26 protein-coding genes are annotated in these 25,347 nt (G+C 66.0%); 15 read left to right on the top strand and 11 right to left on the bottom strand.

What is annotated here, in order from left to right:
- Positions 1-8: 8 nt before the first annotated feature.
- The 5 genes from WN72_RS21200 to WN72_RS21180 all read right to left on the bottom strand — a co-directional run bounded on the left by WN72_RS21200 (position 9) and on the right by WN72_RS21180 (position 6,576).
- Complete coding sequence (locus tag WN72_RS21200; protein WP_027557517.1) at positions 9-701, bottom strand: GNAT family N-acetyltransferase; 693 nt, start codon at positions 699-701, stop codon at positions 9-11.
- 6 nt (positions 702-707) lie between these two features.
- Complete coding sequence (locus WN72_RS21195) at positions 708-1,055, bottom strand: Lin0512 family protein (protein WP_018646107.1); 348 nt, start codon at positions 1,053-1,055, stop codon at positions 708-710.
- A 24-nt stretch (positions 1,056-1,079) separates the two neighbouring features.
- Positions 1,080-2,906: a chloride channel protein gene (locus WN72_RS21190; protein ID WP_092216690.1), complete on the bottom strand. Its 1,827-nt coding sequence runs from the start codon at positions 2,904-2,906 to the stop codon at positions 1,080-1,082.
- Between the two features lie 273 nt (positions 2,907-3,179).
- On the bottom strand, positions 3,180-4,835 hold the full coding sequence (locus WN72_RS21185) for an acetolactate synthase large subunit (RefSeq protein WP_092216691.1): 1,656 nt from the start codon (positions 4,833-4,835) through the stop codon (positions 3,180-3,182).
- A gap of 847 nt (positions 4,836-5,682) precedes the next feature.
- Positions 5,683-6,576 (bottom strand): LysR family transcriptional regulator, encoded by an 894-nt coding sequence (locus WN72_RS21180; RefSeq protein WP_092216693.1) that lies wholly within the window; start codon positions 6,574-6,576, stop codon positions 5,683-5,685.
- Between the two features lie 104 nt (positions 6,577-6,680).
- Between WN72_RS21180 and WN72_RS21175 the strand changes: the two genes are divergently transcribed.
- Together WN72_RS21175 and WN72_RS21170 are read left to right on the top strand one after the other, a co-directional pair.
- Positions 6,681-7,421 (top strand): SDR family oxidoreductase, encoded by a 741-nt coding sequence (locus WN72_RS21175; RefSeq protein ID WP_027557514.1) that lies wholly within the window; start codon positions 6,681-6,683, stop codon positions 7,419-7,421.
- 27 nt (positions 7,422-7,448) lie between these two features.
- Positions 7,449-7,682 carry a tautomerase family protein gene (locus WN72_RS21170; RefSeq protein WP_027557513.1) on the top strand — a complete coding sequence of 78 codons (234 nt, stop codon included), beginning with the start codon at positions 7,449-7,451 and terminating at the stop codon, positions 7,680-7,682.
- On the opposite strand, the gene WN72_RS21165 is transcribed toward WN72_RS21170, so the two are convergent.
- The 3 genes from WN72_RS21165 to WN72_RS21155 all read right to left on the bottom strand — a co-directional run bounded on the left by WN72_RS21165 (position 7,663) and on the right by WN72_RS21155 (position 9,616).
- Positions 7,663-8,307 carry an O-methyltransferase gene (locus WN72_RS21165; RefSeq protein WP_027557512.1) on the bottom strand — a complete coding sequence of 215 codons (645 nt, stop codon included), beginning with the start codon at positions 8,305-8,307 and terminating at the stop codon, positions 7,663-7,665. The genes WN72_RS21170 and WN72_RS21165 overlap by 20 nt on opposite strands.
- 8 nt (positions 8,308-8,315) lie before the next feature.
- A complete protein-coding gene (locus tag WN72_RS21160; protein WP_027557511.1) occupies positions 8,316-8,939 on the bottom strand; it encodes a PadR family transcriptional regulator in 624 nt (207 codons plus the stop codon).
- Positions 8,940-9,064: 125 nt separating this feature from the next.
- Entirely contained in the window at positions 9,065-9,616 is a 552-nt protein-coding gene (locus WN72_RS21155) for a carboxymuconolactone decarboxylase family protein (RefSeq protein WP_027557510.1), read from the bottom strand.
- A gap of 69 nt (positions 9,617-9,685) precedes the next feature.
- Here WN72_RS21155 and WN72_RS21150 point away from each other — a divergent pair, with 69 nt between their 5' ends.
- The 7 genes from WN72_RS21150 (at position 9,686) to WN72_RS21120 (ending at position 17,733) form a co-directional block, all read left to right on the top strand.
- Entirely contained in the window at positions 9,686-10,060 is a 375-nt protein-coding gene (locus WN72_RS21150) for an MmcQ/YjbR family DNA-binding protein (protein WP_027557509.1), read from the top strand.
- Between the two features lie 266 nt (positions 10,061-10,326).
- A complete protein-coding gene (locus tag WN72_RS21145; protein ID WP_244553777.1) occupies positions 10,327-11,547 on the top strand; it encodes an SWIM zinc finger family protein in 1,221 nt (406 codons plus the stop codon).
- A complete protein-coding gene (locus WN72_RS21140) occupies positions 11,540-12,985 on the top strand; it encodes a DUF5691 domain-containing protein (protein WP_092216695.1) in 1,446 nt (481 codons plus the stop codon). The genes WN72_RS21145 and WN72_RS21140 overlap by 8 nt, the downstream gene beginning before the upstream one ends.
- Entirely contained in the window at positions 12,982-14,058 is a 1,077-nt protein-coding gene (locus WN72_RS21135; protein WP_092216696.1) for an ATP-binding protein, read from the top strand. The genes WN72_RS21140 and WN72_RS21135 overlap by 4 nt, the downstream gene beginning before the upstream one ends.
- Before the next feature lie 4 nt (positions 14,059-14,062).
- Positions 14,063-16,288, top strand: coding sequence for a DUF5682 family protein (locus WN72_RS21130; protein ID WP_092216697.1), 2,226 nt, complete (start codon positions 14,063-14,065; stop codon positions 16,286-16,288).
- Positions 16,285-17,466, top strand: coding sequence for a VWA domain-containing protein (locus WN72_RS21125; RefSeq protein WP_092216698.1), 1,182 nt, complete (start codon positions 16,285-16,287; stop codon positions 17,464-17,466). Before WN72_RS21130 ends, WN72_RS21125 begins: the two co-directional genes overlap by 4 nt.
- A 117-nt stretch (positions 17,467-17,583) precedes the next feature.
- On the top strand, positions 17,584-17,733 hold the full coding sequence (locus WN72_RS21120; protein WP_092216699.1) for a hypothetical protein: 150 nt from the start codon (positions 17,584-17,586) through the stop codon (positions 17,731-17,733).
- Positions 17,734-17,809: 76 nt separating this feature from the next.
- Here WN72_RS21120 and WN72_RS21115 read toward each other — a convergent pair whose 3' ends face one another.
- Positions 17,810-18,280: a MarR family winged helix-turn-helix transcriptional regulator gene (locus tag WN72_RS21115; protein ID WP_027557504.1), complete on the bottom strand. Its 471-nt coding sequence runs from the start codon at positions 18,278-18,280 to the stop codon at positions 17,810-17,812.
- A 150-nt stretch (positions 18,281-18,430) separates the two neighbouring features.
- On the opposite strand from WN72_RS21115, the gene WN72_RS21110 reads away from it, so the two are divergent.
- From WN72_RS21110 to WN72_RS21100, 3 genes are all read left to right on the top strand, one after another.
- A complete protein-coding gene (locus WN72_RS21110) occupies positions 18,431-18,832 on the top strand; it encodes an Ohr family peroxiredoxin (RefSeq protein ID WP_092216700.1) in 402 nt (133 codons plus the stop codon).
- Between the two features lie 77 nt (positions 18,833-18,909).
- Complete coding sequence (locus WN72_RS21105; RefSeq protein WP_027557502.1) at positions 18,910-19,323, top strand: cupin domain-containing protein; 414 nt, start codon at positions 18,910-18,912, stop codon at positions 19,321-19,323.
- 43 nt (positions 19,324-19,366) lie between these two features.
- Entirely contained in the window at positions 19,367-20,239 is an 873-nt protein-coding gene (locus WN72_RS21100) for a bifunctional helix-turn-helix transcriptional regulator/GNAT family N-acetyltransferase (RefSeq protein ID WP_092216701.1), read from the top strand.
- Here WN72_RS21100 and WN72_RS21095 read toward each other — a convergent pair.
- Positions 20,236-20,961, bottom strand: coding sequence for an SDR family oxidoreductase (locus WN72_RS21095; RefSeq protein ID WP_092216702.1), 726 nt, complete (start codon positions 20,959-20,961; stop codon positions 20,236-20,238). The two genes, WN72_RS21100 and WN72_RS21095, sit on opposite strands and share 4 nt — an antisense overlap.
- A 98-nt stretch (positions 20,962-21,059) precedes the next feature.
- Here WN72_RS21095 and WN72_RS21090 point away from each other — a divergent pair, with 98 nt between their 5' ends.
- Positions 21,060-21,950 carry a LysR family transcriptional regulator gene (locus WN72_RS21090; protein ID WP_092216703.1) on the top strand — a complete coding sequence of 297 codons (891 nt, stop codon included), beginning with the start codon at positions 21,060-21,062 and terminating at the stop codon, positions 21,948-21,950.
- 16 nt (positions 21,951-21,966) lie between these two features.
- Positions 21,967-22,353: an ester cyclase gene (locus WN72_RS21085; protein ID WP_092216704.1), complete on the top strand. Its 387-nt coding sequence runs from the start codon at positions 21,967-21,969 to the stop codon at positions 22,351-22,353.
- Positions 22,354-22,375: 22 nt separating this feature from the next.
- Here the strand turns inward: WN72_RS21085 and WN72_RS21080 are convergent, their stop codons facing one another.
- Complete coding sequence (locus WN72_RS21080; RefSeq protein ID WP_092216705.1) at positions 22,376-23,596, bottom strand: MFS transporter; 1,221 nt, start codon at positions 23,594-23,596, stop codon at positions 22,376-22,378.
- Between the two features lie 374 nt (positions 23,597-23,970).
- Between WN72_RS21080 and WN72_RS21075 the strand changes: the two genes are divergently transcribed.
- Entirely contained in the window at positions 23,971-24,429 is a 459-nt protein-coding gene (locus WN72_RS21075; protein ID WP_092216706.1) for a cupin domain-containing protein, read from the top strand.
- The last annotated feature ends 918 nt before the right edge of the window (positions 24,430-25,347 follow it).

Genomic DNA, 25,347 nt, shown 5'->3' with positions numbered 1-25,347 from the left:
AAGGGCGATCATCCCTGCTTCATCAGCGCGGTGACGTGGAGCTGTCGCCGGATGCGCATGCCCTGCCGCTGGTACAGCGCGATGGCCGAGGTGTTGTTCGAAAACACGTGCAGGAACGGAATCTCGCCGCGCGCCTCGATCCGGCGCGCGACCGCCGCAAGCAGCGCCTGCGCATAGCCGCGCCCGCGATAGTCGGGATGCACGCAGACGGCCGTCATCTCCACGAACTTTCCCGGCTTCATCCGCTCGCCGGTCATCGCGACCAGCTCGTTGCCGGCGCGGATGCCGAGGAATGTGCCGAGCTGGTGCGTCCGCGCGGCGAAAGGCCCGGGCTTGGTCAGTTCCGTCAGTGCCATCATGGCGGGAACGTCAGCAGCTCCCAGCGTGACGATCTCGGCATCGCGCAGCGGGCTGTCGGCGGGCGAGCCGATCATCTGCTCGCCGGTCTCGGCGAGCACGACCTTGAAGCCGGCGGGAACGTCGACCGGCTCGGGCGTGAACAGCGCGGCGACCTGCGAGCCCGACATCAAATCACCGAGCGCGGCGAAGCTCGCTTCCGACATGTCCACCATGTCGGCGAACGGCGTCATGTCCTGGGGATAGCGCAGCGCGCGCGCACCGCCCTCCGCCAGATGCTTCTGGCTCGTCGTCAGCGCGCTCCAGATCGGGCGATCCAGCAGCGCCTCATCGCGGTCAGACACCGGACCCTAGTCCTTGTCGAAGCTGACGATGACGGCGGCATTGGCGATGAGGATGGGGTCGTTGGCCACTTCCGTGGCCGAGGGAATCTCCAGCCCGCCCTTGACCGCGGTGACGGTCACGGTGCCGTAAGGCAGCTCCTTGGCAACGGCCTCCTTGTCCACGGCCTCCGGATTGGGCACGCCGATCGTGACATCGACGAACATGTCGTTCGCGGTCTTGCCGATCATCCGGAAAAACCCGAGGCTCGAATGCCGGATGGCATCGGACACCGCGCGCTTCGCTGCCTTGGTGGCGTCCCTGCCGTGAACGTCGACGCCCATGCCCATCTCGGTAACGCAGCGAACACGTGTCATGTTCATTCCTGTCAGTGCTGGAGTTCAGAGGGGCTGACCTTCTGCGATCCGCGCCTCCCGCACAAGCGCCTTTTCGCGCAGGAAATATGCACTGCGGTCCTCCTCCTGCGCGTTCACGACCGCGCGAATGCGCAGCAAATCCTTGCGCGCGACGAGGCCCACCACACGATGACTAGCGCGATCGACCACCGGCAAACGCCCGAGATCGGAGGCCACCATGAGATCGGCGACCCGGCCCAGCACGTCGTCGGGATGTGCCACCACGGCCGATGTGTCCGAGACGACGTCGTCGAGCGTTGCGGCGTGGTGATCGCCCTCGGTGCGCCAGCGCAGCACGTCAGCACGGGTCACCATGCCGGTGAGCCGTCCGTCGGCGGCGACCACGGGATAGGATTTGTGACGGCGCTGATCCGAGGTGAAGAACGTGACCGCTTCGTCGATAGGCATGTCGACGGGCAGCGTGTCGACTTTCGTGACCATGACATCGGCGGTGCGCATCAGCTCGAACGGATCGATCGCGTATTCGCGGGTGATGTGCTGGCCGCGGCGCGCGATCTTCTCGGTCAGGATCGATCGCTTCAGCAACAGCACCGTGACGGCGTGCGCCGCCCCGGTCGCCGCCAGCAACGGCAGCAGCATGTCGATATTGCCGGTCAGCTCGATGGCGAACATCACGCCGGTCAGCGGCGAGCGCATCGTGCCGCCCATCATCGCGGCCATGCCGACCAGCGCCCAGAATGATGCGCCACCGGGAAGCACAAGTCCCTCCATCCAGCCCGCCGTGCCGCCGAGGATGAGCAGCGGCGCCAGCACGCCGCCTGATGTGCCCGAACTCAGTGCGATCACCCAGATCGCGGATTTCACCAGCAAGAGCCGGATCGCCTCGTCGCGCACCATGTGGCCGGAGAGCAGATCGGCGATGACGTCATAGCCGACGCCAAGCGCGCGCGGATCAATGAGACCGCCGAGGCCAACGACGAGGCCGCCGAGCATCGGCCACCACATCCAGTGCACCGGCAGATGGTCGAACAGGTCTTCGATGGCGTAGAGCAGCCGCGTCATCAGTCCGGATTGCAGGCCGGCAACGACGCCGACGCCGATCGCGGCAGCCAGCCCCCACCATGGCAGGTCCGGCCGTTCCGCGAATGGAAACAATGGCCCTGCCCCGAACAACAACGGACGCCAGGCGGCCGAGATCACAGCGCCGGTCACCACAGGCAGGAAGCTGCGCGGTTTCCATTCGAACAGCAATAGCTCGACGGCGAGCAGGACCGCCGCGATCGGCGTGCCGAAGATCGCCGTCATCCCGGCCGCCGCGCCCGCGACCAGCAGCGTCTTGCGCTCAGCGGCGGTGAGATGAAAACACTGCGCGAAGATCGAGCCGATCGCTCCGCCGGTCATGATGATCGGCCCCTCGGCGCCGAACGGCCCGCCGCTTCCGATCGACACCGCCGAGGACAGCGGCTTCAGGATCGCGACCTTCGGCTGCATCCGGCTGCCGCCGATCAGGATCGCCTCGATCGCCTCGGGGATGCCGTGGCCGCGGATCTTCTCCGATCCGAACCGCGCCATCAGGCCGATGACGAGACCGCCGAGCGCCGGTGCCAGCACCATCCAGAGCCCCGGATGGGCGTTCGCCAGCGAGACGTTCTCGGTGCTGACATGGCCGAACCAGACCAGGTTGGTCACGAGCGCGATCAGCTTCAGCAGCACCCAGGCGGCCCCTGCCCCAAGGCTGCCGACCACCAGGGCCATGCCGATCAGGACCAGCACACGGCGGTCGGCGGTGAAGTCTCCGGGCTTGCCGCGAGGACGCGGGAGCCCGCCGGTGATGTCCAGGGTCTGGCGCATGAATTGCTCTATTCGGGAGGATTGCTCGCGCCAGCCAATATATCGTGGCACGATATATATCAAGGAATGGCAGGTATTCGCCGGCCTCTAGATCGGGCAGACCCTAAATCCCGGAAAGTGAGGCAAAAATCCCGTTGTGGCACATCCTTCGAGACGCCCGCTTTGCGGGCTCCTCAGGATGAGGTTCGTGTTCGTGGCGAGATGTCAAACCCTCATGGTGAGGAGCCCGCAAAGCGGGCGTCTCGAACCATGGAAGGCCGAGTCCCTCGCGGCCTACTTCTCCCGCGCCCGCAGCTCGTCGACGAGCACGCGCACGTTCTCCGAATAGTCGACCGGGATCGAGACCAGATGCACGCCGCCCGCCTTGAAGGCGGCGTCCAGCGTCGGACCAAAGCTGTCGATGCTCTCGATCCGATGTCCCTTCGCGCCATAGGCCTTGGCGTAGAGGACAAAATCCGGATTGCCGAACGTCATGCCGTAATCGGCGAAATGATCGACGGCCTGCTTCCAGCGGATCATGCCGTAGGCGTTGTCCTCGAGCACCAGCACGACCAGATTGAGCTTGAGGCGGACGGCCGTCTCCATCTCCTGGCTGTTCATCATGAAGCCGCCGTCGCCGGCGACCGCGAGCACGCGGCGGTCGGGATAGAGCATGGCCGCCATCATCGCCGACGGCAGGCCGGCGCCCATGGTCGCCAGCGCGTTGTCGAGCAGCAGCGTGTTGGCGACGCGGGTGCGGTAGTTGCGCGCGAACCAGATCTTGTACATGCCGTTGTCGAGCGCGACGATGCCGTTCTCGGGGATGACCTGGCGGATGTCGTGCACGATGCGCTGCGGCGTCGGCGGCCAGCGCGCCTCGGTGGCACGGTCGGCGATGTGATTGAGAATCTCTTCGCGGAGCGGCAGCAACGCCGCCGCCTGCGGCAGCTTGCCTTCGAGCCGATCGGCGAGCAGCTCCAGGCTCGGGCCGACATCGCCGACGACCTCGGCATCCGGAAAATAGACCAGCTCGACACTCGCCGGCGTGTAGCTGACGTGAATGACCTTCGGCCCCGACGGCCCCATGATGAAGGGCGGCTTCTCGACGGGGTCGTGGCCGATCGCGACGATCAGGTCGGCGGCGTCGATGGCGTCGTGGACGTAGTCGCGTTCGGACAGCGCCGCAGTGCCCATGTAGAGATTGGTGCCGCCGGGCACGGTGCCCTTCCCCATCTGCGTGGTGAAGAAGGGAATGCCAGTCCGCCGCACGAAGCTGGCGATGCCGTGGGTCGAACGCGGCCGGCTGGTAGCAGCGCCCATCATCACCAGCGGGCGCTTTGCTGCCAAGATCATCTCGGCGGCACGGTCGAGCGCGCCGCGATGGGCGACCGGGATCTCGATCGGATGAACCGGGATTACGGGGGCCGCAGGCACTTCGTCGCCGGCGATGTCCTCGGGCAATTCGAGATGCACCGGTCCGGGCCGCTCCTCCATCGCCACGCGAAACGCGTCGCGCACCACGGTCGGGATCGAGGAGGCGCTGACGATCTGCCGCGACAGTTTTGTCAGCGGCTTCATGGTCGCGACCACGTCCACGATCTGGAAGCGCGCCTGCCGGCTGCTCATGATCGGCTTCTGGCCGGTGATCAGGATCATCGGCATCCCGCCGAGATGCGCGTAGGCCGCGCCGGTGGACAGGTTGAGCGCGCCGGGGCCGAGGGTCGAGAGACACACGCCGGGCTTGCCGGTCAGCCGCCCATGCGTCGCGGCCATGAAGGCGGCGGCCTGCTCGTGGCGGGTGAGGATCAACTGGATCTTCGAGGTGCGGAGCGATTCGACGAGATCGAGATTTTCCTCGCCGGGCACGCCAAAAATGCGATCGACACCCTCGTTCTCCAGCGCCGCGACAAACAGGTCCGATCCCTTCACTTTTTGGTCCTGCTTGCTCATGTCGCCTCCGCTTGCTGCTGTGCTCCCGTGTTCCACGGAAGCGATCGCATGGTAGCGGTCTGGGGCATATGCACAACTCACAATGAAGCGTGATCCGTCTTGCGTCGTGCATTCCTGCACGCGCTTCGCAGGATGGGTAGAGCGAAGCGAAACCCATCAACGCTTTCTCCGCGCCGAACCATGATGGGTTTCGCAAGTGCTCTACCCATCCTACGGCCTCCCAGACACGCCTTCGCATCCCCGCGGCGCATTTCGCCCGAGCTTTGCCTCGATGCCTCACCCTCAATTGAAAGAGGGCGCAGGGAAGACCGGGTGCCGGCCGGGCACCCACGGTCCACTGTGCGAAAGGTGGCAACAAAGATCTGCACAGCGGCATACAGGTGAAGCCAAACATCCGGCCTTCCCTGCGCAGTGGTTGGAACGGCTTATGTCGTGCTCTCCCCGGGGAGCGATGCACTATTGCCCCCGTCGCCTTGCGGATGGCTGATGCGCGTATCCGGTTGGACAGCACACATCACCGCAAGACTTGACGCACAGACCCCGGGCGCCAGGACCACACGATTTTGCCGTACGTGAACCACATCTGTCGCAGGCGCGAGGTCTTCGCTCACGGTTGCCCGCCCTGCGAAGCTTTTCGCGCCGATGTGGCCCACGCCCACCGCCGCCCGGCCCACGTTTGTGACGATCGCGATACGCCCCTCTTCCTTGGGCCGGGTTGCCGCGACACATACGCCGTTTCCGAATTTCGGTAAAGTGGAATGTTTTTGGCGCGCGGCGTTGACCGATGGTTTGGGTGTTTTGCCCGACGGGCAACGCAATATCTCGTAGCCCTAGGTCTTGCAGCCCCTCACAGCTTCGCCGCGGCAAAGATGCCGGATATCCAGTCGAGAAAGACGCGCAGGCGCAGCGCTAGCTGACGATTTTGCGGATAGAGCGCGGAGAGCGGCGTCGGCGACGGCGGATAATCGGCGAGCACCTCGACCAGCGCGCCGCTGGCGAGATCATCGGCGAAGCGATAGCGGGGCGCCTGCGCAAGGCCGAAGCCGAGCCGCACGAGATCGGCCATGGTGTCGGAATTGTTCACGCGCACCCGGCTCGGCAGCACGACATGACGCAGCGCGCCGGCGACGGAAAATTCCAGCGGCAGCACGTCGCCGGTGCGCGAAGAGAGGAAGGCGACCATCTGATGCCCGTCGAGCGCATCCGGCGTCGCCGGCATGCCGTGGCGTGCGAGATAGGCCGGGCTCGCCACCGTGATCTCCGCGACCGTGCCGAGACGGCGCAGGATCATGCCGCTGTCGTCGGGCTGGCCCGACCGGATCACGCAATCGATGCCTTCGCGCACGAGATCGACCAAGCGGTCGCCCTGCCCGATCTGCAATTCGAGCTGCGGATGGCGCGCCAGGAATTCCGGCAGATGCGGCAGGATGAAGGTGCGGGTCAGCAAGGGATGCGCGTCGATGCGGAGCAGGCCGCGGGGTTGCGCATCCCGCATCGCGGCTTCCGCCTCCTCGACCTCGGCGAGGATGGCGACGCAGCGGCGATAAAAATCCTCGCCGTCGAGCGTCGGCGTGACGTGCCGCGTCGTCCGCTCCAGCAGGCGCGCACCGAGGCGCGCTTCGAGCCCGCGCAAGACCTCGCTCGCCGTTGAGCGGGGAATGCCGAGGTCGGCAGCCGCAGCCGTAAAGCTCTGGCGCTCGACGAGGCGGACGAACAGGCGCATGGCGTCAAAGCGGTCCATGGTCGATTGTTCACCACAACCGACAAGTGATGGCAAGTATTGGGTGATTATCCGGTCACAGCGACCAGCTATTCTCGCCCTCATCAACATCGAGGAGAGCCGCCATGACCAACCAACATCAGCGCTCCGCCATCGTCACCGGAGGCTCCCGCGGCATCGGCGCGGCGATCGCCCGCCGGCTGGCGCAGGACGGGATTGCGGTTGCGATCAACTATGCCAGCGGCCGCGATGCCGCCGATGCGCTCGTGGCCGAGATCGAGGCCGCAGACGGACGCGCCATCGCCGTGCAGGCAGACCTCGCCGATCCGGCAACGCCGGCGCGGCTGTTCGATGCGGCCGAGCAGGCCTTCGGCGGCGTCGACATCCTCGTCAACAATGCCGGCATCATGGAGCTCGGCCCGCTCGCCGAGGTGACCGACGAAGCGTTCGCGCGACAGACGTCGATCAACCTCGACAGCGTGTTCCGCTCCTTGCGCGAAGCAGCGCGGCGGCTGCGCGAGGGCGGCCGCATCGTCAGCTTCTCCTCCAGCGTCATCGGCCTCTACCAGCCCGGCTACGGCGTCTACGCCGCGACCAAGGCCGCGATCGAAGCCATGACGCACATCCTCGCCAAGGAGCTCGGCGGCCGGCAGATCACCGTCAACGCTGTCGCGCCCGGCCCGGTCGAAACCCGGCTGTTCCTGGAGGGCAAGAGCGAGCAGCAGGTGCGCGCCATCGCCGCCATGAACCCGTTCGGCCGCCTCGGCCAGCCCGACGACATCGCAGGCATCGTCGCCTTCCTCGCCGGCCGCGACAGCGGCTGGGTCAACGGCCAGATCATCCGCGCCAATGGCGGCGTGATCTGACCACCACACACAAAAGAGAGAACCATCATGCCGTTCGTCAACATCAAGATCCCGCAGGCCGCGCTGTCGCGGAGCCAGAAGACGGAGATCGTGCATAACCTCACCGCGCTGTTCGTCCATTATTTCGGCGAAGCGGCGCGGCCGCACACGATGGTGCTGATCGAGGAGGTGCCCGACGGCGGCTACGGCCGCGCCGACGAGGTGTTCGTGGTTCCCGAGGCGTATCGCGCCGGCGACGTCGTTACTTCAGCTTCAGACTGAGCTCGGTGCCGCCCTTGAGCGGCAGCGTCATCGAGACGAAGCCGTTCTCGGGATCGCGGATGAAGTCGAGATAATCAGGTTCGGCGTTGTCGTTCATGACATAGCGGCCGACCTGAAGCTGCGGCACCACGATCTCGATCACCTCGCGCGCGAGCGAGGGACCTCCTTCGCCCGGCCAGCCGTCGATCAGGACAAAGTCGACGGGGCCGCCGAGATCGCGCAGCGTCTGCCGCGAATCGCCTTGTCGGATCTCGGCATAGTCGGCAAGACCCGCCTCGGCGAGATTGCGCCTCGCGGTCTCGACCTTGGCCGGCACGATCTCCGAGCCGATCACGGTGCCGCCGCCATTGTCGCGGATGGCGGCCGCGAAATACAGCGTGGACATGCCGACCGATGTCGCGAACTCCGCCACGCGCTTGGCGCGCAGGCCGCGGCAAAGCAGGTAGATCAGTTCGCCCTGCTCGGGATGGATCGAAAAGCCCTGCTCGGCATAGGCGTGGGGATCGCGGCTGCCAGAGGCGCCGCGCGGCCCGCCGCCCGATGGCCGCTGCCGCGCGCCTTGCAGGCGCGCGATGACGGCGTTGACGCGCGGGTCCTGGATTGGGCTGTGAGGCCGATCGTTCATCTGCGGCCTCACTTGCCGAGGATTTCCGCCGCGGCACGATCCAGGATCGCAGCGATCCGGCGTGCTTCGGCGGAGTCGCTGCCGTGCTTGGTGCGCAGCGCGCGCTTGAGATTGTGGCGGGCACGGTGCAATTCGTCCGAGGCATCCGCGTCGAGATCGCTGATGCCGGCAAAGGCCTCGCGCACCTCGTCCATGCGGCGTCCGATCCGCGACAGCGCCTGAAGGATGGCGTCAGCGGTCGCGCGGTTCTCGGCCAGATGCGCCTCGCCCTGCGGCGTGATGCTGTAGAGCTTTCGGCCGCCATCCTGCTCGACGCGCGCGTGGCCGACCTCCTCAAGATAGGTCAGCGCCGGATAGATCACGCCCGGGCTCGGCGTGTAGAAGCCGTCGGAGCGCTCCTCGATGATCTTGATCAGCTCGTATCCGTGCCCGGGATTTTCGGCGAGCAGCGCCAGGATGACGAGCTGGAGGTCCTGCGAGGACAGCCGCCGCGCGCCGGGGAAATCATCCCCGCCGCGCCCGAAAAAACCGTGCCCGCCGCGGCCGAAGCGCCGACCGCCGCCATGCCGGCCCATGGCGAAGTGGGCGAAGTGCCCGAAGTGGAAATCTCTGTGGTCTCGTCCGTGGCGCATATCGTACGTCCTTTTGTAAAACATATCTTACGATATAGTTTGCGATAGTCCAGCCGCAACCCACAAATCCGTGATCGGCCGCCGCAACGCGCCGGTCCCGCCGAGGCCGGCGTGGCCGCTCGCGATTACTCCGCGGCTTGGCTGTGAGGAACGCCCTGCTCGACCTCGAGCTGGAGAATGTCGTTGAAGCGGTTGAAGGCACCGCAGAGCGCGATGCGCCAGGTCAACTCGACGATCTGGGCTTCTGAAAAATGCGCACGAAGACGGCCGAAGATCTCGTCGCGCGTCCTGTTCCAGTTGTTGGTGACGGCGATGGAATATTCGACGACGAGCTTGTCGAGTTCATCGAGCTCGGGATGATCCTTGTAGTCGAGAAGGTGAGCGGCGCCCTGCTCCGAAACGCCCTGTACCGCCAGCTTTGGCGCGTGGTGCGAGACGCAGTAATCGCATTTGTTGAGCAGCGAGACCGTGACCAGTGCCAGCTCGAGATGGCGCTTCGATATGTTGCCTTCCTCGGCGAGATCGACCAGCAGCGACCACATGTGCTTGAAGATCGGCGCGCGGTGGGCCATGACGCCGGCCTGGTTCTCGAACGCACCGTAGGTCGTCATCTTGTCCCACAGCGGCCTCAGCATCTCCGGCAGATCGTCCCTGGCCTTGATTGAAACGCGCGACATGGCAATTCATCCTTCGTTGGAACGCGCATCCTGCCATAACGGCTCGCCTCGCGTATCGGACGCGATCGCATGACACCCAGGACATTTGAAGCACGCTGCCTCCGCCTGCCCGCCGTCACCAGGGTGGTGCAGTGGGAAGGCACGTCCGTGTTCAAGGTTGGCGGCAAGATGTTCGCGCTCGGCGGCGGCTTTGCCGCGCGCTCCGGCGGCTACATGTTCAAGGTCTCGAACATGGCCTACGCGATGCTGATCGAGCATGGCCTGGCACGCCCGGCGCCTTATCTGGCGCGGGCGAAATGGGTGCAGCTCGTCAGCAACAACGCGCTGCCGGATGCCGAGCTCGCGGCGTATCTGGCGCAGGCCCATGCCTTGATCGTCGCAAGGCTCTCGAAGAAGCTGCGCAAGGAGCTTGGGCTTGCGTCGCCGCAGACCGGGCCCGCATGACGATCTCCGCGTGCAGCCGACCGGCCACGCCCGGCGACATTGAGCTTTCATCCTTCCCCGATATACTGACCATCGTGGATTCGAATTAGGAAGCCGGCGTGGCGATTGATCTGAAGGCGGTCGAGCAACTCGCTACCGATCAATCTTCGCTCAAGGCGGCCGCCGGACTCGCCAAGCCTGCCAAATGGTCCGGCGTCGGCGGAAGCCAGGATGGCGCGCTGATCTGGGGTGAATGCGCAGGCTCCGGCGCCAACCCGTACCGGGTGATGGCCGATCTCCGCGACCTCGGCAACAAGTGCACCTGCCCGTCGCGCAAATTCCCCTGCAAGCATGTGCTCGGCCTGTTGTGGCTGAACGCGGAATCGATCGTGCCGTTTGCGCCCGCCGAGACGCCGGCCTGGGTCAGCGACTGGCTGGGCCGCCGGCGCGGCACATCCGCCGCCAAACCGGCAGGCGCCGCCGCTCCGGCCGGCGAGAAGGATTTGCGCGCCGCGCGCACTGCCGAACCTGAAGCCGCCGAAGACCCGAAGGATGCAGCACGGCGCGAGGCACAGGCAGCCAAACGCAACGAGGAGACCGAGCGCGCCATCCTCGATGCGCTTGACGCACTCGAGCAATGGATCGGCGATCAACTCCGCCTGGGCTTGTCCGGCTTCATCGACGATGCGACCGCGCGATGCCGGCGCATCGCCGCGCGGCTGGTCGACGGCAAGGCCGCGGTGCTGGCCGGACGGATCGACGAATTGCCGGCGCGCCTGCTTGCGCTTGCCGCAGGCGACCGTCCGCGCGGCGCGGTCGTTGAGCTTGGCAAGCTGGTTCTCTTGGCCCGCGCCTTCCGCGCGGCGCCACGCGATGCCGAGATCCGGCGCGCTGTCGCATCGTCGGAGACACGCGAGACGGTGCTGGCCGATCCGCAAGCGCCGCACGTGAACGGACACTGGGAAGTGCTGGCTGAGCAAGTGCAGACGCGGCGCGACGGTCTGGTTTCGCAAACCACATGGCTGCTCAATCTCGGCGCGGCCGGGCCACGATTTGCGATGCTGCTCGACTTCTTCCCGGCGAGTGCCGGACGGCGCGGCTCGGTGTTTACGCCCGGCGAACGCTTCCAGGCGGAACTCGTCTTCTATCCGTCGCAGCAGCCGCTGCGCGCCCTGCTGGTGCGGCGCGACGCTGCGGAGGAGACCCTCACGCACGAATGGCCCGCGCCGGATGAGACGCTCTCCCACGCATTGACGCGCCCTCTGCTGGCAGAGCCCTGGACAATCGATGTTCCGCTGCTGCTGCCGCAGGGACGGATCGCGCGCGATGATGCTGGGCACGCATGGTGGCGCTCTGCGGACGGCACCGACACCTTGCCTATCACCGGCAGCGCGGCGGGTTTGCTGGCCGGCACAGAGCTGACGCGCACAGCTGCGATCTGGTCGGGCAATCGCCTCACGATCCTCGCCGCGCAGACCCCCTGGGGCAGGATCGCCGGCCATGACTGAAGCGATCAGAGCTGAAGCGATCACAGCCGAAGCGATCTTCGAGGCCATGGGCGCGGTCGTGACGCGCTGGACCATGGGCTCGGCCGCCGCATCCGCCGCGTCGTTCTGGAACGCCGAGCTTGGCGACGATCCCGTCGAGGCCGAGCTGCGACTGCTCGCTTTGTCGGGGCAGTTCCTCGGTGCGACCGTGACGACCGAGCCGTCGTCGGCGCTGCGCGTATTGCCCGACATTCCCGCGCTCGCGCTGCCGACTGTGCCAGAGACATTGCGGCCGCTGGTGCGCCGGATCCTTGCGGCGAGCAAGGATGCGGCTTCCAGAACCGAAACCGTCCATTTCCTCGCCGCGCGCGGCTGGACGACGCATCCTGCCGACTGGATGCCGGACGCGAACGACGATGATGCGCCCGACGTCTATGCCGCCTGGCGCGATTGGGCCGCATTCACCGCAGCGGGTGCGACGACGCGGCGACAGACCGGCGACCAGCTCACCGCGGAGAATTGGGAAGACTTCTGGCCGGCCGCGCGCAAGGCCGCATTGATCGGGCTCAGGCGGCGCGATCCATCTGCGGCACGGGTGCTGCTCGAAGCAAAACTCGGCGGCGAGAATGCCGATGCGCGGCTGCGCCTGTTGTCGCTGCTGTCGGAGCGATTGTCCGGCGACGACGCTGCCTTTCTCGAGGAGCTCGCGGCCAGCGATCGCGCGCCGAAGATCAAGGCGCTTGCAACATCCATGCTTGCACGTCTCGGACATGGTCCTGCGGCGGGCGAGGATGTTGCGGAGCTCGCCGGCTTCTTCTCGGTGAAGATGAAGGGGCTGCTGCGCCGCTCCCACGTGATCCACATCGAAACTCCGAAGACACCGGCGCAGTGGCAGCGGCGGAAAGCCCTGCTCGACGGCACCGATCTGATGTCATTCTCGGGCACGCTCGGTCTCAGCCCGCAGGATCTGATCGCCGCGTGGGACTGGAACGTGGACCCGGCAGCCGACGCGGGGCTGATCAAGTTGATTTTGGAGACCGGTACCGATGCGCAGCTCGAGCAGGCAGCCGGAATCGTCAGCCAACACGATGCAACCGGTCTCATCGTGGCGCTCGCACCCCGACTTGCGCCCGCCGAGCGGGCGAGGTTTGCGGCAGCGGGTTTGCGCACACACGGCATCGGCTTCGAGATGGCGCAGGTGATCGCCGGCGCTGCCGCGCGCCTCGACGATCCGCTGTCGGCGCCTGCCGGCGCCAAGCTGCTGGCCGAGCTTCAGCGCGATGATGCAAAGCCGTCCGATCATGTTGCGGAACTTCATGCGCTGGGGTTGCTGGCCTCGCGCACGGCGGCGCAGCAGACCCTGCAGCGCCTGACCGGCGCAGGCCTGCTGCAGGGCGACCCGCGCCTCGACACGCTGCGGCTCAACGCCGCTTTGGACGATGATGGAGAAAACCCATGAGCGAGAAACTGCGGTTGCCCGCCGAGGAAAGCTTTGCGGCCGAGCTGAAGGCGCTTGCGGCCGGCGACGGCCATCGTCCGCCGGGCTGGGCCCTGTCGCCGCGCCAGGTCGTGACCTATCTGATGGGCGGCAAGGCAGCCGACGGCACGGCGATCACGCCCAAATATGTCGGCGACAAGCGGCTGATCGAGACCGCCGTCGCGACGCTGGCAACCGACCGCGCGCTGCTGCTGCTCGGCGTACCCGGCACGGCCAAGTCGTGGGTCTCCGAGCATCTTGCCGCCGGCATCACCGGCGACTCCACGCTCGTGATCCAGTGCACCGCCGGGACCGACGAGAACCAGATCCGCTATGGCTGGAATTACGCCCAGTTGCTCGCTCACGGGCCGAGCCGCGACGCGCTGGTGCCGACTCCGCTGATGCGCGCGATGGAGGGCGGCAAGCTCTGCCGGTTCGAGGAGCTGACGCGGATGGGCAGCGACGTGCAGGATACGCTGATCACCGTGCTGTCCGAGAAGATGATGCCGATCCCGGAGCTCAACACCGCCGTCTATGCGCAGCGTGGCTTCAACATCATCGCGACCGCCAACAATCGCGACAAGGGCGTCAACGAGCTGTCCTCCGCGCTCAAGCGCCGCTTCAACGTCGTCGTGCTGCCGCTGCCCGACAGCGCTGCGGAAGAAGTGTCGATCGTCGTCAAGCGCGTCAGTGAGATGGCGCAGAACCTCGATCTGCCGGCACCGAAGAACGTCGCCGAAGAAGTCGCGCGAGTGGTCGCGATCTTCCGCGAGCTGCGTTCGGGCTCGACCGAGGACGGCAAGGTCGCGCTGAAATCTCCGTCCGGCGGCCTGTCGACAGCCGAGGCGATCGCGGTCATGGTCGGTGGCATCAGCCAGGCGACCTTCTTCAACGACGGCAAGCTGACGCCGGAAACGCTGGCCAGCAACATGATCGGCGCGGTGGTCAAGGATCCTGTACAGGATACGGCCGTGCTCGGCGAATATCTCGAGACCGTGCTGAAGAAGAAGCGCGGCTTTGAAGGCTATTACGCCTCGCTGACCGATCTGATCTGACACCATGGCCGGCGATGTTCACCTGTTCGGCATCCGGCACCATGGGCCCGGATCGGCCCGGCGGCTGGTGGAAGCGCTCGATGCGCTGAAGCCGATCGCGGTGCTGATCGAAGGGCCGTCGGATGCTTCCGAGCTGCTGCCCATGCTTGCCGACCCTGATATGGTGACGCCGGTGGCGCTACTGACCTATGCCGAAGACAATCCGGCAAATGCGAGCTTCTTTCCCTTTGCGGAGTATTCGCCGGAATATCAGGCCACGCGCTGGGCGGTGCGTCACCGCGCAGCACTGCGGTTCATCGACCTGCCGGCATCCGACCGGCTGGGCGTCGCGGCAAGCGAGATCGCGGAGGAGACCGCGACGAAGGCCGATGACGATCCCATCAGCTATGACCCGATCGGGGCACTCGCGACCGCCGCCGGCTATGACGACGGCGAGTCCTGGTGGTCCGATGTCATCGAGGAAAATCCCGCATCGGGGCCCGTGTTCACCGCCGTTGCGGATGCGATGACGGCATTGCGCGCCGAGGCAAAACTGCTCACCGCCCGAGAGGCCGCGCGCGAAGCCCATATGCGGATCGAGATCGCCAAGGCAACGAAGGAGTACGGTGGTGCTATCGCGGTCGTCTGCGGCGCCTGGCACGTGCCGGCGCTGGCCGAGCGTCGCAGCCTTGCGGCCGACCGCGAAGTGCTCAAGGCCCGGCCGAAGACGAAGATCAAGGCGACCTGGGCGCCGTGGACGGCCCCGCGCCTGTCGCGCGCGAGCGGCTATGGCGCGGGCGTGGTCGCGCCCGGCTGGTGCGCGCATCTCTGGGATACCCGCGACGGCGACCGGGCCTCCCTTTGGCTCGCCAAGGTAACGCGCGTGCTACGCGAGCGCGGTCATTTCGTCTCGACTGCTTCGGTGATCGAGGCGCAGCGTCTTGGCGTCGCGCTCGCGGCACTACGCGAGCGGCCCTCGCCCGGATTCGAGGAGCTGCGCGAGGCAGCGATCGCCTGCCTGTGCAACGGCGAGCGCGCCATGTGGAACGACGTCGCGGCCGAGCTCCTGGTCGGCGCGGGTGTCGGATCGATCCCGTCGGCGACACCGCTGGCGCCGCTCCTGGAAGATCTCCAGCGCCAGCAAAAGGCAACGCGGCTGAAGCCGGAAGCGCTCGAGCGGCCGCTGACGCTCGATCTGCGCAGCGAAAGCGGGCTGATGCGTTCAACGCTGCTGCATCGTCTGGGCGCGCTCGATGTGCCATGGGGACGATTGACGGACGCTGGCCGCAGCCGCGGCACGTTCCGCGAGAACTGGCAATTGCGCTGGGAGCCCGAATTCGCGGTGCGGCTGGTCGAGAACCTGCTCTATGGCTCCACCATCGCGGAAGCAGCCGCCGGCCGCCTGATCGAGGCGATGGGCAAGGAGGCGGACCTCGGCGCCCTCGCGAGCCTTGTGCGCAACGCCATGATCGCCGATCTGCCGCGCGCCACCGAGTCCGGCATCGCTGCCCTAGAGACCAAGGCAGCCCTCACCAGCGACGGCCAGTCGCTGCTCGGCGCACTGCCGCCGATGGCCGACATCCTGCGCTACGGCGAGGCGCGCGCCGGCACCGTCGAGCATCTGAAGGCCCTGATGCCGCGGATCGTGGTGCAGGCAGCGCTCGCTTTGCCCTACGCCGCGCGCAACCTGGACGTTCCGGCAGCAAGCAAGCTGCGCGGTGCCATCCTCGCAGCCGATGCCGCGATTCAACTGGCCCAGCTCGAAGCTGACATCGTCGCCAAATGGCGCGAGGCGTTGACGGCCGTTCTGCACGATGACCAGACCACCCGGCTGATTGCCGGCACCGCCGCGCGGTTGCTCTATGAAGCCGAGTTGCTGGCCGCCGATCACACCACCGACCTGCTCGCGCGAATGCTGTCGCCCGGCACGCCGGTTCCCGAGGCCGCGGGTTTCTTCGAAGGCTTCTTCGAGGGCGCAGGTCAGCGGCTGATCCACGACGCGGCGTTGCGCGGCGCGGTGGACGGCTGGCTGCTGTCACTCGACGATGAAGCCTTTACCGGCAGCCTGCCGCTGTTCCGCCGAGTCTTCTCGGCACTGGACCGCAACGAGCGCAGGCGCTTGATGGATGCCTTGTTTGCGCGGAGCGCTGGTGGCGCGAAGGGATATCGGCTCATCCCGGATGCGGCAGCCATCTGGCCGCAGCACGCGGCCCGCGTGATTGCACTGCTCAACTCCGGAGCTCCACGATGAGCCAGACAGACGAGCGCAACCGCCGCTGGACGCTGGCTCTCGGCGTCGATGTCGACGACGCGGGAAACACGATCACGCTGTCAGACAGCGATCGCCGCATGTCGGAGGCCCTGACCGCGCTCTACGGCAACGGCGACGACGCGCCGAAGAAAGGCCGCGGCGGTCTCGGTGGCTCGGCACCGCGCGTCGCCAAGTGGCTCGGCGATATCAGGGAGTTCTTCCCTGCCCCCGTGGTGCAGGTGATCCAGAAAGACGCCTTCGAGCGCAAAGGACTGCGCCAGATGCTGCTCGAGCCCGAATTTCTCGCAACCGTCGAAGCGGACGTGAACCTGATCGCAGACCTCGTCGCGCTGCGCGTCGTGATGCCGGAGAAGACCAAGGACACCGCACGAATTGTGATCGCAAAGGTGGTGGCCGAGCTGATGGAGCGGCTCGAGCGGCGCACAGCTGACGCGATCCGCGGCGCGCTGAACCGTTCGCTGCGCACCAATCGCCCGCGCTTCGCCGACATCGACTGGCCGCGCACCATCAAGGCCAATCTGCGCCATTACCAGCCGGAGCATCGCACCGTGGTACCGGAACGGCTGATCGGATTCCTGCGCCAGCAACGCCGCATCGTCGATCTCGACGAGGTGATGCTGTGCGTCGACCAATCGGGATCGATGGCAACCTCCGTCGTCTATGCTTCGATCTTCGCGGCGGTCATGGCCTCGCTGCCGGTGGTCGCGACCAAGCTCGTCTGCTTCGACACCGCGATCGTGGACCTGACGGAAGAGCTCGCCGATCCCGTCGAAGTGCTGTTCGGCGTCCAGCTCGGCGGCGGCACCGACATCAACAGCGCGGTCGCCTACTGCGAGGAGCGCATCGAGCGGCCGTCCAAGGCGCATCTGATCCTGATCACTGACCTCTACGAAGGCGGCAATGCGGATGCGCTGGTTGACCGGCTGGCCCGGCTTGCAACGCGCGGGATCAACGTGATCGTGCTTCTGGCCCTGACCGACACCGGCCGCCCCTCGTACGACCCCGTACTGTCTGCGAGGGTCGCCAGCCTCGGCATTCCCGTCTTTGCCTGCACGCCGGATCAGTTTCCAGATCTGATGGCGACAGCGCTGAAGCGCGAGGACATCGCCGACTGGGCCGCCGACCGGGATATCAAGCTGATCCGGCCCGTAAGCTGATGTGAAGACGACGCAAAGCCTCTCCAGAACGTGATGGGATGATCCTCATCCTCCCACTGGCGCCATGCTGCACCGCAACTAGCTCAATGGAAAGTCCATTCCAGATGGAGACCTTCCATGACCAAATCCAGCACGGCATCCGCCAAAACCCATCGCTATGAGCTCATGCATGGCGAAGACGCCGACTTCGTCGCCTATCAACGCCGGCGCGAAGACGGCAAGTGGCAGACCTTCGCGACGTGGATGATTCCGCGCGCGCCCTGCTAGATCGGGGACGCGCTCGTCTTTCATCCTCGCGTCGGAGGCGGCATTCGCCTCGGGCCGCCCTCACCTGGCGCGTTAATTAGCGCTTCTTTGCGTCGTCCGCTTGCGTCGCGCGCAGTAGATTGTCGCGCAAGCGGCTCACCGTCTGCTGCACCACTGGAAACTCGTCGCCGAGGCCGGTCGCCTCGATCAGGGACCCGCCGAGATCCTGCTCAATCAGCTTGCGCCCCGCCGGCGTTAGGCTCAGGCGCACCTGCCGTTCGTCGGCGGGATCGCGGTGCCGCTTGATCAGCCCCATCTGCTCGAGCTTCTTCAGGATCGGCGTCAGCGTGTTGGATTCCAGAAACAGCTTCTCGCCGAGCGCGCTGACGGTCAGCTCGTCCTGGTCCGACAGCGCCACCATCGCGATGTACTGGGTGTAGGTCAGCCCGACCTTGTCCAGCAGCGGCTTGTAGGCGCGGCCGAAGGCGAGATTGGCCGAATAGACCGCAAAGCACAGGAAATTCGACAGTTTTCGCCGCTTTTCTGCGGCTTTGGGGGTACGGGCCACGGGGAACCTCCGCAATTCGTGATCTCGCAACCCATATAAATCGCATCCGATTAAATCGGAAGAGCTTGACCGGTCCGGGCATCGGGTTTATTTCAACGCGTATCCGATTAGATCGGATCCGATCTATATTGACCCGAAAGGAATTCCGCCATGTCGACCGCTGCCAAGCTCCTCTTCACCGGCAAGACCCACGTCACCTCCGGCTCCGACGGTACCGCGCACTCCAGCGACGGGTCGCTCGACATCAAGCTGGCGCAGCCGCATCCCGCCGCCGAAAACCTGTTCGCCGCCGCCTGGTCGGCCTGCTACCTCGGTGCGCTCGGGCTCGCCGCCGCGCAGCGCAAGGTCAAGCTGCCGAGCGAGCCCTCGGTCGACACCACGATCGACCTCAACAATGCGAACGGCGCCTTCTTCCTGCGCGCCCGGCTCGATGTCAGCGTACCCGGCGTCGACCACACGGTTGCGCAGGAGCTGATCGAGGCCGCGCACGGCATCTGCCCCTACTCCAAGGCAGTTCACGGCAACATCGAAGTGACGACGACACTCGTCTGACACACCACGACGCGGCCCGGCCTGCGCCGGCCGGGCCCGCGCGGTTCAATTCATCCCGTCAACATCAGGAGCCGACCATGGGCCATCGCCTTTCCTCAGCCGTGCGTGTCCTTGCCAGCGCGGCTGTGCTCACCGCCAATCTTCTCACCCTGCCCGCGGCGGCGCAGCCGTCCGGCGTCACGCGCACGGATTTGCAGCGCCACGATCTCAGCGCGTCCGGTCGCGAGGCTGTGCAGGTCCGCGTCGACCTCGCCCCCGGCGTGGCGTTCGGACGGCACACCCATCCGGGCGAAGAGATCATCTACGTGCTGGCGGGCGCCATCGAATACGATGTCGAGGGCAAGCCGCCGGTGACCTTGAAGGCCGGCGACGTGCTGTTCATCCCGGCCGGCACGGTGCATGCCGCGAAGAACGTCGGCGCGGTGCCTGCGAGCGAGCTTGCGACCTATATCGTCGCGAAGGACAAGCCGCTGCTGACGCTGACAAAGTAACTCCGATTGACTGGAAAACGATATCTGACTAAAGTCAGATATCATGCTCGACCCCGTCTCACGCGTCCGCCGCTTCAACCGTGCCGTCACCTCCGCCGTCGGCGCCCTCGACACCTCGTTCCTGGGTCGCGGGCGCGCGCTCGGGGCCGCACGCGTGCTCAACGCAATCGGGCACGGGCGTTCGGATGTCGCTGAGATCCGCGACTATCTCGGCCTCGATTCCGGGCTCATGAGCCGGCTGCTGCGCAGCCTCGAGGACGAGGGACTGGTCGAGACCAATGCCCACGCGGACGATGCACGCCGGCGCGTCGCCACACTGACGCGCGCGGGCCGGCGCGAGTTCGCAGCATATGAAGCGCTGTCGAACACGCAGGCCGAGGGCTTCCTCGCCCGGCATTCGCAGCGCGAGGCGCTGCTCGCGGCGATGGACCTGATCGCCTCAGCCCTGACGCAGGAGCGCGTCACGCTGGACGAGATGGATCCGCAGAGCCAGGAGGCGCGCTACTGCCTCGGCGAGTACTATGCCGAGCTCGGCCGCCGCTTCAAGCAGGGCTTTGATGTCTCGCTGTCGCGCGATCCCGACGCAAAAGACATGCGCCGCCCGCACGGCAGCTTCATCGTCGCGATGTCGGACACGCTGCCGATCGGCTGCGTCGGCCTGAAGGGAACCGATCATGGCTACGCCGAGATCAAGCGTCTCTGGGTTGCCCCCGCTGCGCGCGGTTTGGGGCTCGGCCGGCGCTTGATGGACGCAGCCGAGGCCACAGCGTGCGAGCTCGGCATCGCGCTGCTGCGGTTAGATACCAACAGCGCGCTGCCCGAGGCCGGCCAGCTCTACCGCACCACCGGCTGGCGCGAGATCCCGCGTTTCAACGACGATCCCTATCCGGACCTGTTCTTCGAGAAGCGGCTTTAGGTCGTCCGCGTCGGGCGCACCACGATCTCGTTGACGTCGACGTCTTCGGGCTGCTCGATCGCAAAGCGTACCGCGCGGGCGATCGCGCCCGGCTGGAGCGCAATGGCCCGATAGGTCTTCATCGCCTCGGCGGCTGCGAGATCGGTGATGGTGCTGGCGAGCTCGCTTTCGACCACGCCGGGATGGATGCAGGTGACGCGGATGTTGCCGTGCTCCTGCCGCAAGCCATCCGAGATCGCCCGCACCGCGTATTTGGTGGCGCAATAGACCGCCGCGGTTGGCGATACGCTCAGCGCGCCGATCGAGGCGATGTTGATCACATGACCCGAACCGCGCGCCACCATCTCAGGCAGCACGGCCGCGATGCCGTACAGCACGCCCTTGATGTTGACGTCGACCATCCGGTCCCACTCCTCGACCTTCAGCGAAGCCATCAGCGACAGCGGCATGACGCCGGCATTGTTGATGATGACGTCCACCCGCCCCCAGACGCCGCGCGCGGCATTGGCAAAGGCGGCGACGCTGGCGCGGTCGGTCACATCGAGCGGATGCGCGAGCGCCGTTCCACCCGCAGCGTTCAGCTCGGCTGCGAGATCCTTCAGACGATCAACGCGACGCGCACCCAGCAAGACCTTTGCGCCGGCCGCGGCGAGTTCGCGGGCGATGCCTGCACCGATGCCGCTGGAGGCGCCGGTGATGAGAACGACTTTATCGACGGGCATGTGGTCCTTCCTCGTGATTAATGGCGCCGAAGATGGACCGGAGCCACCGTCGTGATAAGACGACGATCCCTAACCAGTCCGGCAAGCTCATCTAACCAATGGAACCTGACCTCAACGCCCTCGCCGTCTTCGCGCTGGTTGCCGAAGAGCGGAGCTTTCGGGCTGCCGCCGACCGTCTCGGCGTGACGCGTTCGGCCGTGAGCCAGACCATCCAGCGGCTGGAGCAAACCCTCGGCATCGCGCTCGTGCAGCGCACGACGCGCAGCGTCAGCCTGACCGAGGCCGGCGAGCGGCTGCATGCGGAAATCGCCCCTGCCCTCGCCGACATGCGCGCCGCGCTCGGCAACACCGAAGCATTGCAGGGACAGCCGCGCGGACTCTTGCGGCTCGCGGTCTCCTCGATTGCCGAGCATTTCCTATCGGGGCCTTTTCTTGCCGGCTTCACCGCTGCCCACCCCGACGTGCAGCTCGACGTCACCGTGACCGATGCGGAGTTCGACATCGTCGCCGCCGGCTATGACGCCGGCGTCCGCCTCGGCGAGGTGATCGAGCAGGACATGATCGCGGTGCCGATCGCCGGCGACGAACGCCAGCTCGCGGTCTGCGCGCCGTCCTTCCGCGACCGCTTCGGCGTTCCCTCGCACCCGTCCGAGCTTCCATCCTTTCGCTGCATCGGCTGGCGTCCGGCGCCGAACGTCGTGCCCTATCGCTGGGAGTTTGCGGAAGGCGGCAAGGAGTTCAGCGTCGCGGTCGCGCCCGAGATCACCACCAACGACATGGCGCTGATGATCAAGCTGGCGGTGGCCGGTGCCGGCATCACCTTCGGCATGGAGGCGAGCTTTCGCCCTGCGATCGCACGCGGCGAGCTGGTGCCGATCCTGGAGGACTATTGCCCGTTCTTCGCCGGCTTCTATCTCTATTATCCGAGCCGCCGCAACCTTGCGCCAAAGCTGCGCGCGCTGATCGAGCACGTGCAGCGGCGCGCGTGAGCCGAAGGAATGTGCCATGACCGGAGCCGACCTCGCAGGCATCTACCGCGCCTACATCGGCTGCCTGAACCGGCAGGACTGGCCGGCGCTCGGGCAGTTCGTGCATGACGACGTCGCCCACAACGCGCGACCGCTCGGGCTCTCCGGTTATCGCGCGATGCTTGAGCAGGATTTTCGGGAGATCCCAGATCTGCGATTCAACATCGAGATGCTGATCTCCGATCCGCCTCGCATCGCTGCCCGGCTGAAGTTCGATTGCACGCCGGTCGGGACGTTCCTCGGGTTCGCCGTCAATGGCAGGCGCGTGTCCTTTTGCGAGAACGTGTTCTACGAATTTCGCGACGGAAAGATTCGGCAGGTCTGGTCGGTGATCGACAAGACGGCGATCGAGGCGCAGCTCTGACGCTGCGCCTCGACGGTCGCCATCACGCCGCCGCCGGCGCCGCCTCGCCTTGCGGCTTGGCAAAGGGGCGGAACGTCATCGCCATCAGGAACGCACCTAGGCCCATCGCCCAGGAGGCGATGTAGAGCCAGGCGTAACTGGAGAACGCGTCGTAGATCAGGCCGCCGGCCAGCGGGCCGGTCGCCATGCCGAGGCTGCCGGCCATCGCGGTGCCGCCGATCACGGTGCCCATCATCCGCAGCGGAAAGTTTTCGCGGGCGAGCACGGCATAGAGCGGCATCGTGCCGGCATAGATGAATCCGAACACGGCGCCGACCGCGTAGAACGTCGCGAGCTGATGCGCGAAGACATAGGCGAGCGCGCCGAACGCCTGGAGCAGCAGCCCCGAGACCAGCACGCGCTTGGCGCCGAAGCGGTCACCCATCAGGCCGAAGGCGATGCGGCCGCCCATGCCGGCAAGCCCCTCGACGCTGTAGATCGTCACCGCCGCGATCAGCGGGATGCCGCAGCTCACGGCATAGGACACGGTGTGGATGATCGGGCCGGAATGGGTGGCGCAGCAGAAGAAATTGGTCGCGAGCAGGATCAGGAACTGCGGCGAGCGCAGCGCCTCGGCCATCGACATCTCCGCCTGCGCGGTCCCCTCACCCATCGGCGCCGCCGCGGCCTGCGCGAGCGCAGGCGGACGGCGCACCAGCAGCGAGACCGGGATCATGATGGCGCCGACCACCAGCGCCACGATCTGCATCGAGGTGCGCCAGTCATGGCCGGAGACGAGCCAGGCCGCGAAGGGCGACATCGTCATCGGCGCCATGCCCATGCCGGCCGATACCAGCGACACCGCGAGGCTGCGGTGCGTGTCGAACCAGCCGGTGACGGTCGCCATCATCGGCGCGAAGATCGCGGCGCAGGAGGCCCCGACCAGGAGGCCGAACACGAACTGGAACACGACGAGCGAGGTCGCGTGGCTCGCGGCAAACAGGCTCAGCGCCAGCACCGTCGATCCCGTCAGCACCACCGGACGCGGCCCGAACCTGTCCGTCGCCGTGCCCCAGGCCATGCTGGTGCAGGCCATCGCCAGAAAGCCGATCGTCATCGCGCTGGAGATGCCGGTCACCGACCAGCCGGTGTCCTTGGTGATCGGCTGCAGGAACACCGGCAGCGAGAACATGCCGCCGATCGCGACGCAGCCGAGCAAGCCGCCGGCGGCGACGATCACCCAGCGATAGGAGGAAGCGTTCATTTTGGTCTCCCGTCAGATCTGTCTGGGTGGAAGACGAATGGGAACCGCGCGGGCCGACAGAGTAGCGCGATTTTTTGCGGCAGGCTCTCTGGCGGCGCGAATTTCGCCCCCGCACATCAAAAATGTCGAAAACAACCCCATGCACAGTAGCCGGCCGCAGCGGGATCAATGACTTACGAGACCCATCGCTTGCGATGGCCAAGAATCGCTATGCATCGCGATGCCAGCAAGCAATTTGACACGTCGGGCAAAACACCGGCATGATGTCATCATCCCGCCAGCATAGTCGCAGCACGTTTGGACGCCCGCCGATCATGGCGCGCAGTTGCCGATCCATGCGCGTTCGATGCACTGATTTTGAACGGACCTTTCACATGCCAAAGATCGACATCGCCACCGTGCCGGCCCGCAACGGCTCGGGCTATCCGGCACCCTTCGACGCGCCATGCGCCGAGCGCATCCGCAAGAGGCTCGGCAATGCCGGGGGCCTGTCGGATTTCGGCGTCAACCTGATGCGCCTGCCGCCGGGCAACTGGTCCAGCCAGCGGCACTGGCATTCGCATGAGGACGAGTTCGTCTACGTGCTCGAAGGCGAGGTGGTGCTGGTCGAGGACGAAGGCGAAACCGTGCTGCGCGCAGGCGACTGCGCCGCCTTCCCGAAAGGCAGCGGCAACGGCCATCACATGATCAACCGCTCGGATGCGGTGGCGGTCTATCTCGAAGTCGGCTCGCGCGCGCCCGACGACCTCACGACCTGCTCCGACATCGACATGATGAGCGCCAATGCCGACGGCCGCTTCGTGCACAAGGACGGCACGCCCTATCCGGACTAGGGCGCGCACCTGTAAACGTGACTCATGAGCGGACTAATAGCGTGATCTCACGCAGGCAACGCTCCGGGCATAAGCCGACCCAAACCACCTGCCTCGTTTCACAACGGAGCGCCAAAGCCTATCTTGCGGCAAGCCATCCACAAGCGATGCAAATCATCGTCCGATGGAGCGTCCGAATGGTCCATGCCGGTTTCGATGCAGTCTTTCTTCAGTGCTCTGTATTGCGGCGATCCGTAGAAATAGAGACCTACAAGCATTGCGAGGGCCAAGCCTACCCCCATCATGGCGCGCCGCATTAGACTTCGCCGTCAGTCATGAGCTTCCTCGTCGTAGCTTCGTGAAGAACCGTCAGCGCGGACCGCTTGCAACTCCAAGGCCGGGAAAGTGGCGGCCTTCTGAATACGGTCCTCCACCCATATGCAATCACACGGGTAATTCTGGCGATTGGGCAGCCATAAATGTTCTGGCCACACCCGCTCAATCATCATGATCGGGCCGCCGCTCTTGTGGACTACGAGGTTTCCGGGTCTGAGGCGCACGAAGACGAACCTACTCGAATTGCATCAACGCGATCTTTCCTCGGTGAGCCAGCAACTGCGGCGTTCGCTTAGGGCATTGGCAACCATGTGTGTCCGCTAAGGGTCGGAAGCAGTCCTCAACCCGACCCGCGGCAGGTCAGCTGAGAGCTACAAGCGGACGTCATCCGTCCTGAGGGTTGGGTTTACCGGGCTCGAAAGTAATGGACACTGCACGCGCCCGGATCAAGCCGCTAAGGCCGTAGCAGGGCTCAAGCGCGATCTCGATGGCCGATAATGCCGCCTTCGAACCGAGGCGAGTGCTTTCGCGATGGCATTCGAAACCACCACCATATGAGTGATTTTCGTTGAATGAGTTCGGCAAACTCAAGCTTTGGCAGCG

The organism is Bradyrhizobium arachidis (assembly GCF_015291705.1).
Lineage (GTDB): Bacteria > Pseudomonadota > Alphaproteobacteria > Rhizobiales > Xanthobacteraceae > Bradyrhizobium > Bradyrhizobium arachidis.
This window is presented reverse-complemented; position numbering and strand designations above follow the sequence as displayed.

Bases quoted from the DNA above. Each gene is read 5' to 3' on its own strand.
- WN72_RS21195 (WP_018646107.1), bottom strand. From the start codon at position 1,055: ATGACACGTGTTCGCTGCGTTACCGAGATGGGCATGGGCGTCGACGTT.
- WN72_RS21190 (WP_092216690.1), bottom strand. From the start codon at position 2,906: ATGCGCCAGACCCTGGACATCACCGGCGGGCTCCCGCGTCCTCGCGGC.
- WN72_RS21185 (WP_092216691.1), bottom strand. From the start codon at position 4,835: ATGAGCAAGCAGGACCAAAAAGTGAAGGGATCGGACCTGTTTGTCGCG.
- WN72_RS21180 (WP_092216693.1), bottom strand. From the start codon at position 6,576: ATGGACCGCTTTGACGCCATGCGCCTGTTCGTCCGCCTCGTCGAGCGC.
- WN72_RS21175 (WP_027557514.1), top strand. From the start codon at position 6,681: ATGACCAACCAACATCAGCGCTCCGCCATCGTCACCGGAGGCTCCCGC.
- WN72_RS21170 (WP_027557513.1), top strand. From the start codon at position 7,449: ATGCCGTTCGTCAACATCAAGATCCCGCAGGCCGCGCTGTCGCGGAGC.
- WN72_RS21165 (WP_027557512.1), bottom strand. From the start codon at position 8,307: ATGAACGATCGGCCTCACAGCCCAATCCAGGACCCGCGCGTCAACGCC.
- WN72_RS21160 (WP_027557511.1), bottom strand. From the start codon at position 8,939: ATGCGCCACGGACGAGACCACAGAGATTTCCACTTCGGGCACTTCGCC.
- WN72_RS21155 (WP_027557510.1), bottom strand. From the start codon at position 9,616: ATGTCGCGCGTTTCAATCAAGGCCAGGGACGATCTGCCGGAGATGCTG.
- WN72_RS21150 (WP_027557509.1), top strand. From the start codon at position 9,686: ATGACACCCAGGACATTTGAAGCACGCTGCCTCCGCCTGCCCGCCGTC.
- WN72_RS21145 (WP_244553777.1), top strand. From the start codon at position 10,327: ATGGCCGATCTCCGCGACCTCGGCAACAAGTGCACCTGCCCGTCGCGC.
- WN72_RS21140 (WP_092216695.1), top strand. From the start codon at position 11,540: ATGACTGAAGCGATCAGAGCTGAAGCGATCACAGCCGAAGCGATCTTC.
- WN72_RS21135 (WP_092216696.1), top strand. From the start codon at position 12,982: ATGAGCGAGAAACTGCGGTTGCCCGCCGAGGAAAGCTTTGCGGCCGAG.
- WN72_RS21130 (WP_092216697.1), top strand. From the start codon at position 14,063: ATGGCCGGCGATGTTCACCTGTTCGGCATCCGGCACCATGGGCCCGGA.
- WN72_RS21125 (WP_092216698.1), top strand. From the start codon at position 16,285: ATGAGCCAGACAGACGAGCGCAACCGCCGCTGGACGCTGGCTCTCGGC.
- WN72_RS21120 (WP_092216699.1), top strand. From the start codon at position 17,584: ATGACCAAATCCAGCACGGCATCCGCCAAAACCCATCGCTATGAGCTC.
- WN72_RS21110 (WP_092216700.1), top strand. From the start codon at position 18,431: ATGTCGACCGCTGCCAAGCTCCTCTTCACCGGCAAGACCCACGTCACC.
- WN72_RS21105 (WP_027557502.1), top strand. From the start codon at position 18,910: ATGGGCCATCGCCTTTCCTCAGCCGTGCGTGTCCTTGCCAGCGCGGCT.
- WN72_RS21100 (WP_092216701.1), top strand. From the start codon at position 19,367: ATGCTCGACCCCGTCTCACGCGTCCGCCGCTTCAACCGTGCCGTCACC.
- WN72_RS21095 (WP_092216702.1), bottom strand. From the start codon at position 20,961: ATGCCCGTCGATAAAGTCGTTCTCATCACCGGCGCCTCCAGCGGCATC.
- WN72_RS21090 (WP_092216703.1), top strand. From the start codon at position 21,060: ATGGAACCTGACCTCAACGCCCTCGCCGTCTTCGCGCTGGTTGCCGAA.
- WN72_RS21085 (WP_092216704.1), top strand. From the start codon at position 21,967: ATGACCGGAGCCGACCTCGCAGGCATCTACCGCGCCTACATCGGCTGC.
- WN72_RS21080 (WP_092216705.1), bottom strand. From the start codon at position 23,596: ATGAACGCTTCCTCCTATCGCTGGGTGATCGTCGCCGCCGGCGGCTTG.
- WN72_RS21075 (WP_092216706.1), top strand. From the start codon at position 23,971: ATGCCAAAGATCGACATCGCCACCGTGCCGGCCCGCAACGGCTCGGGC.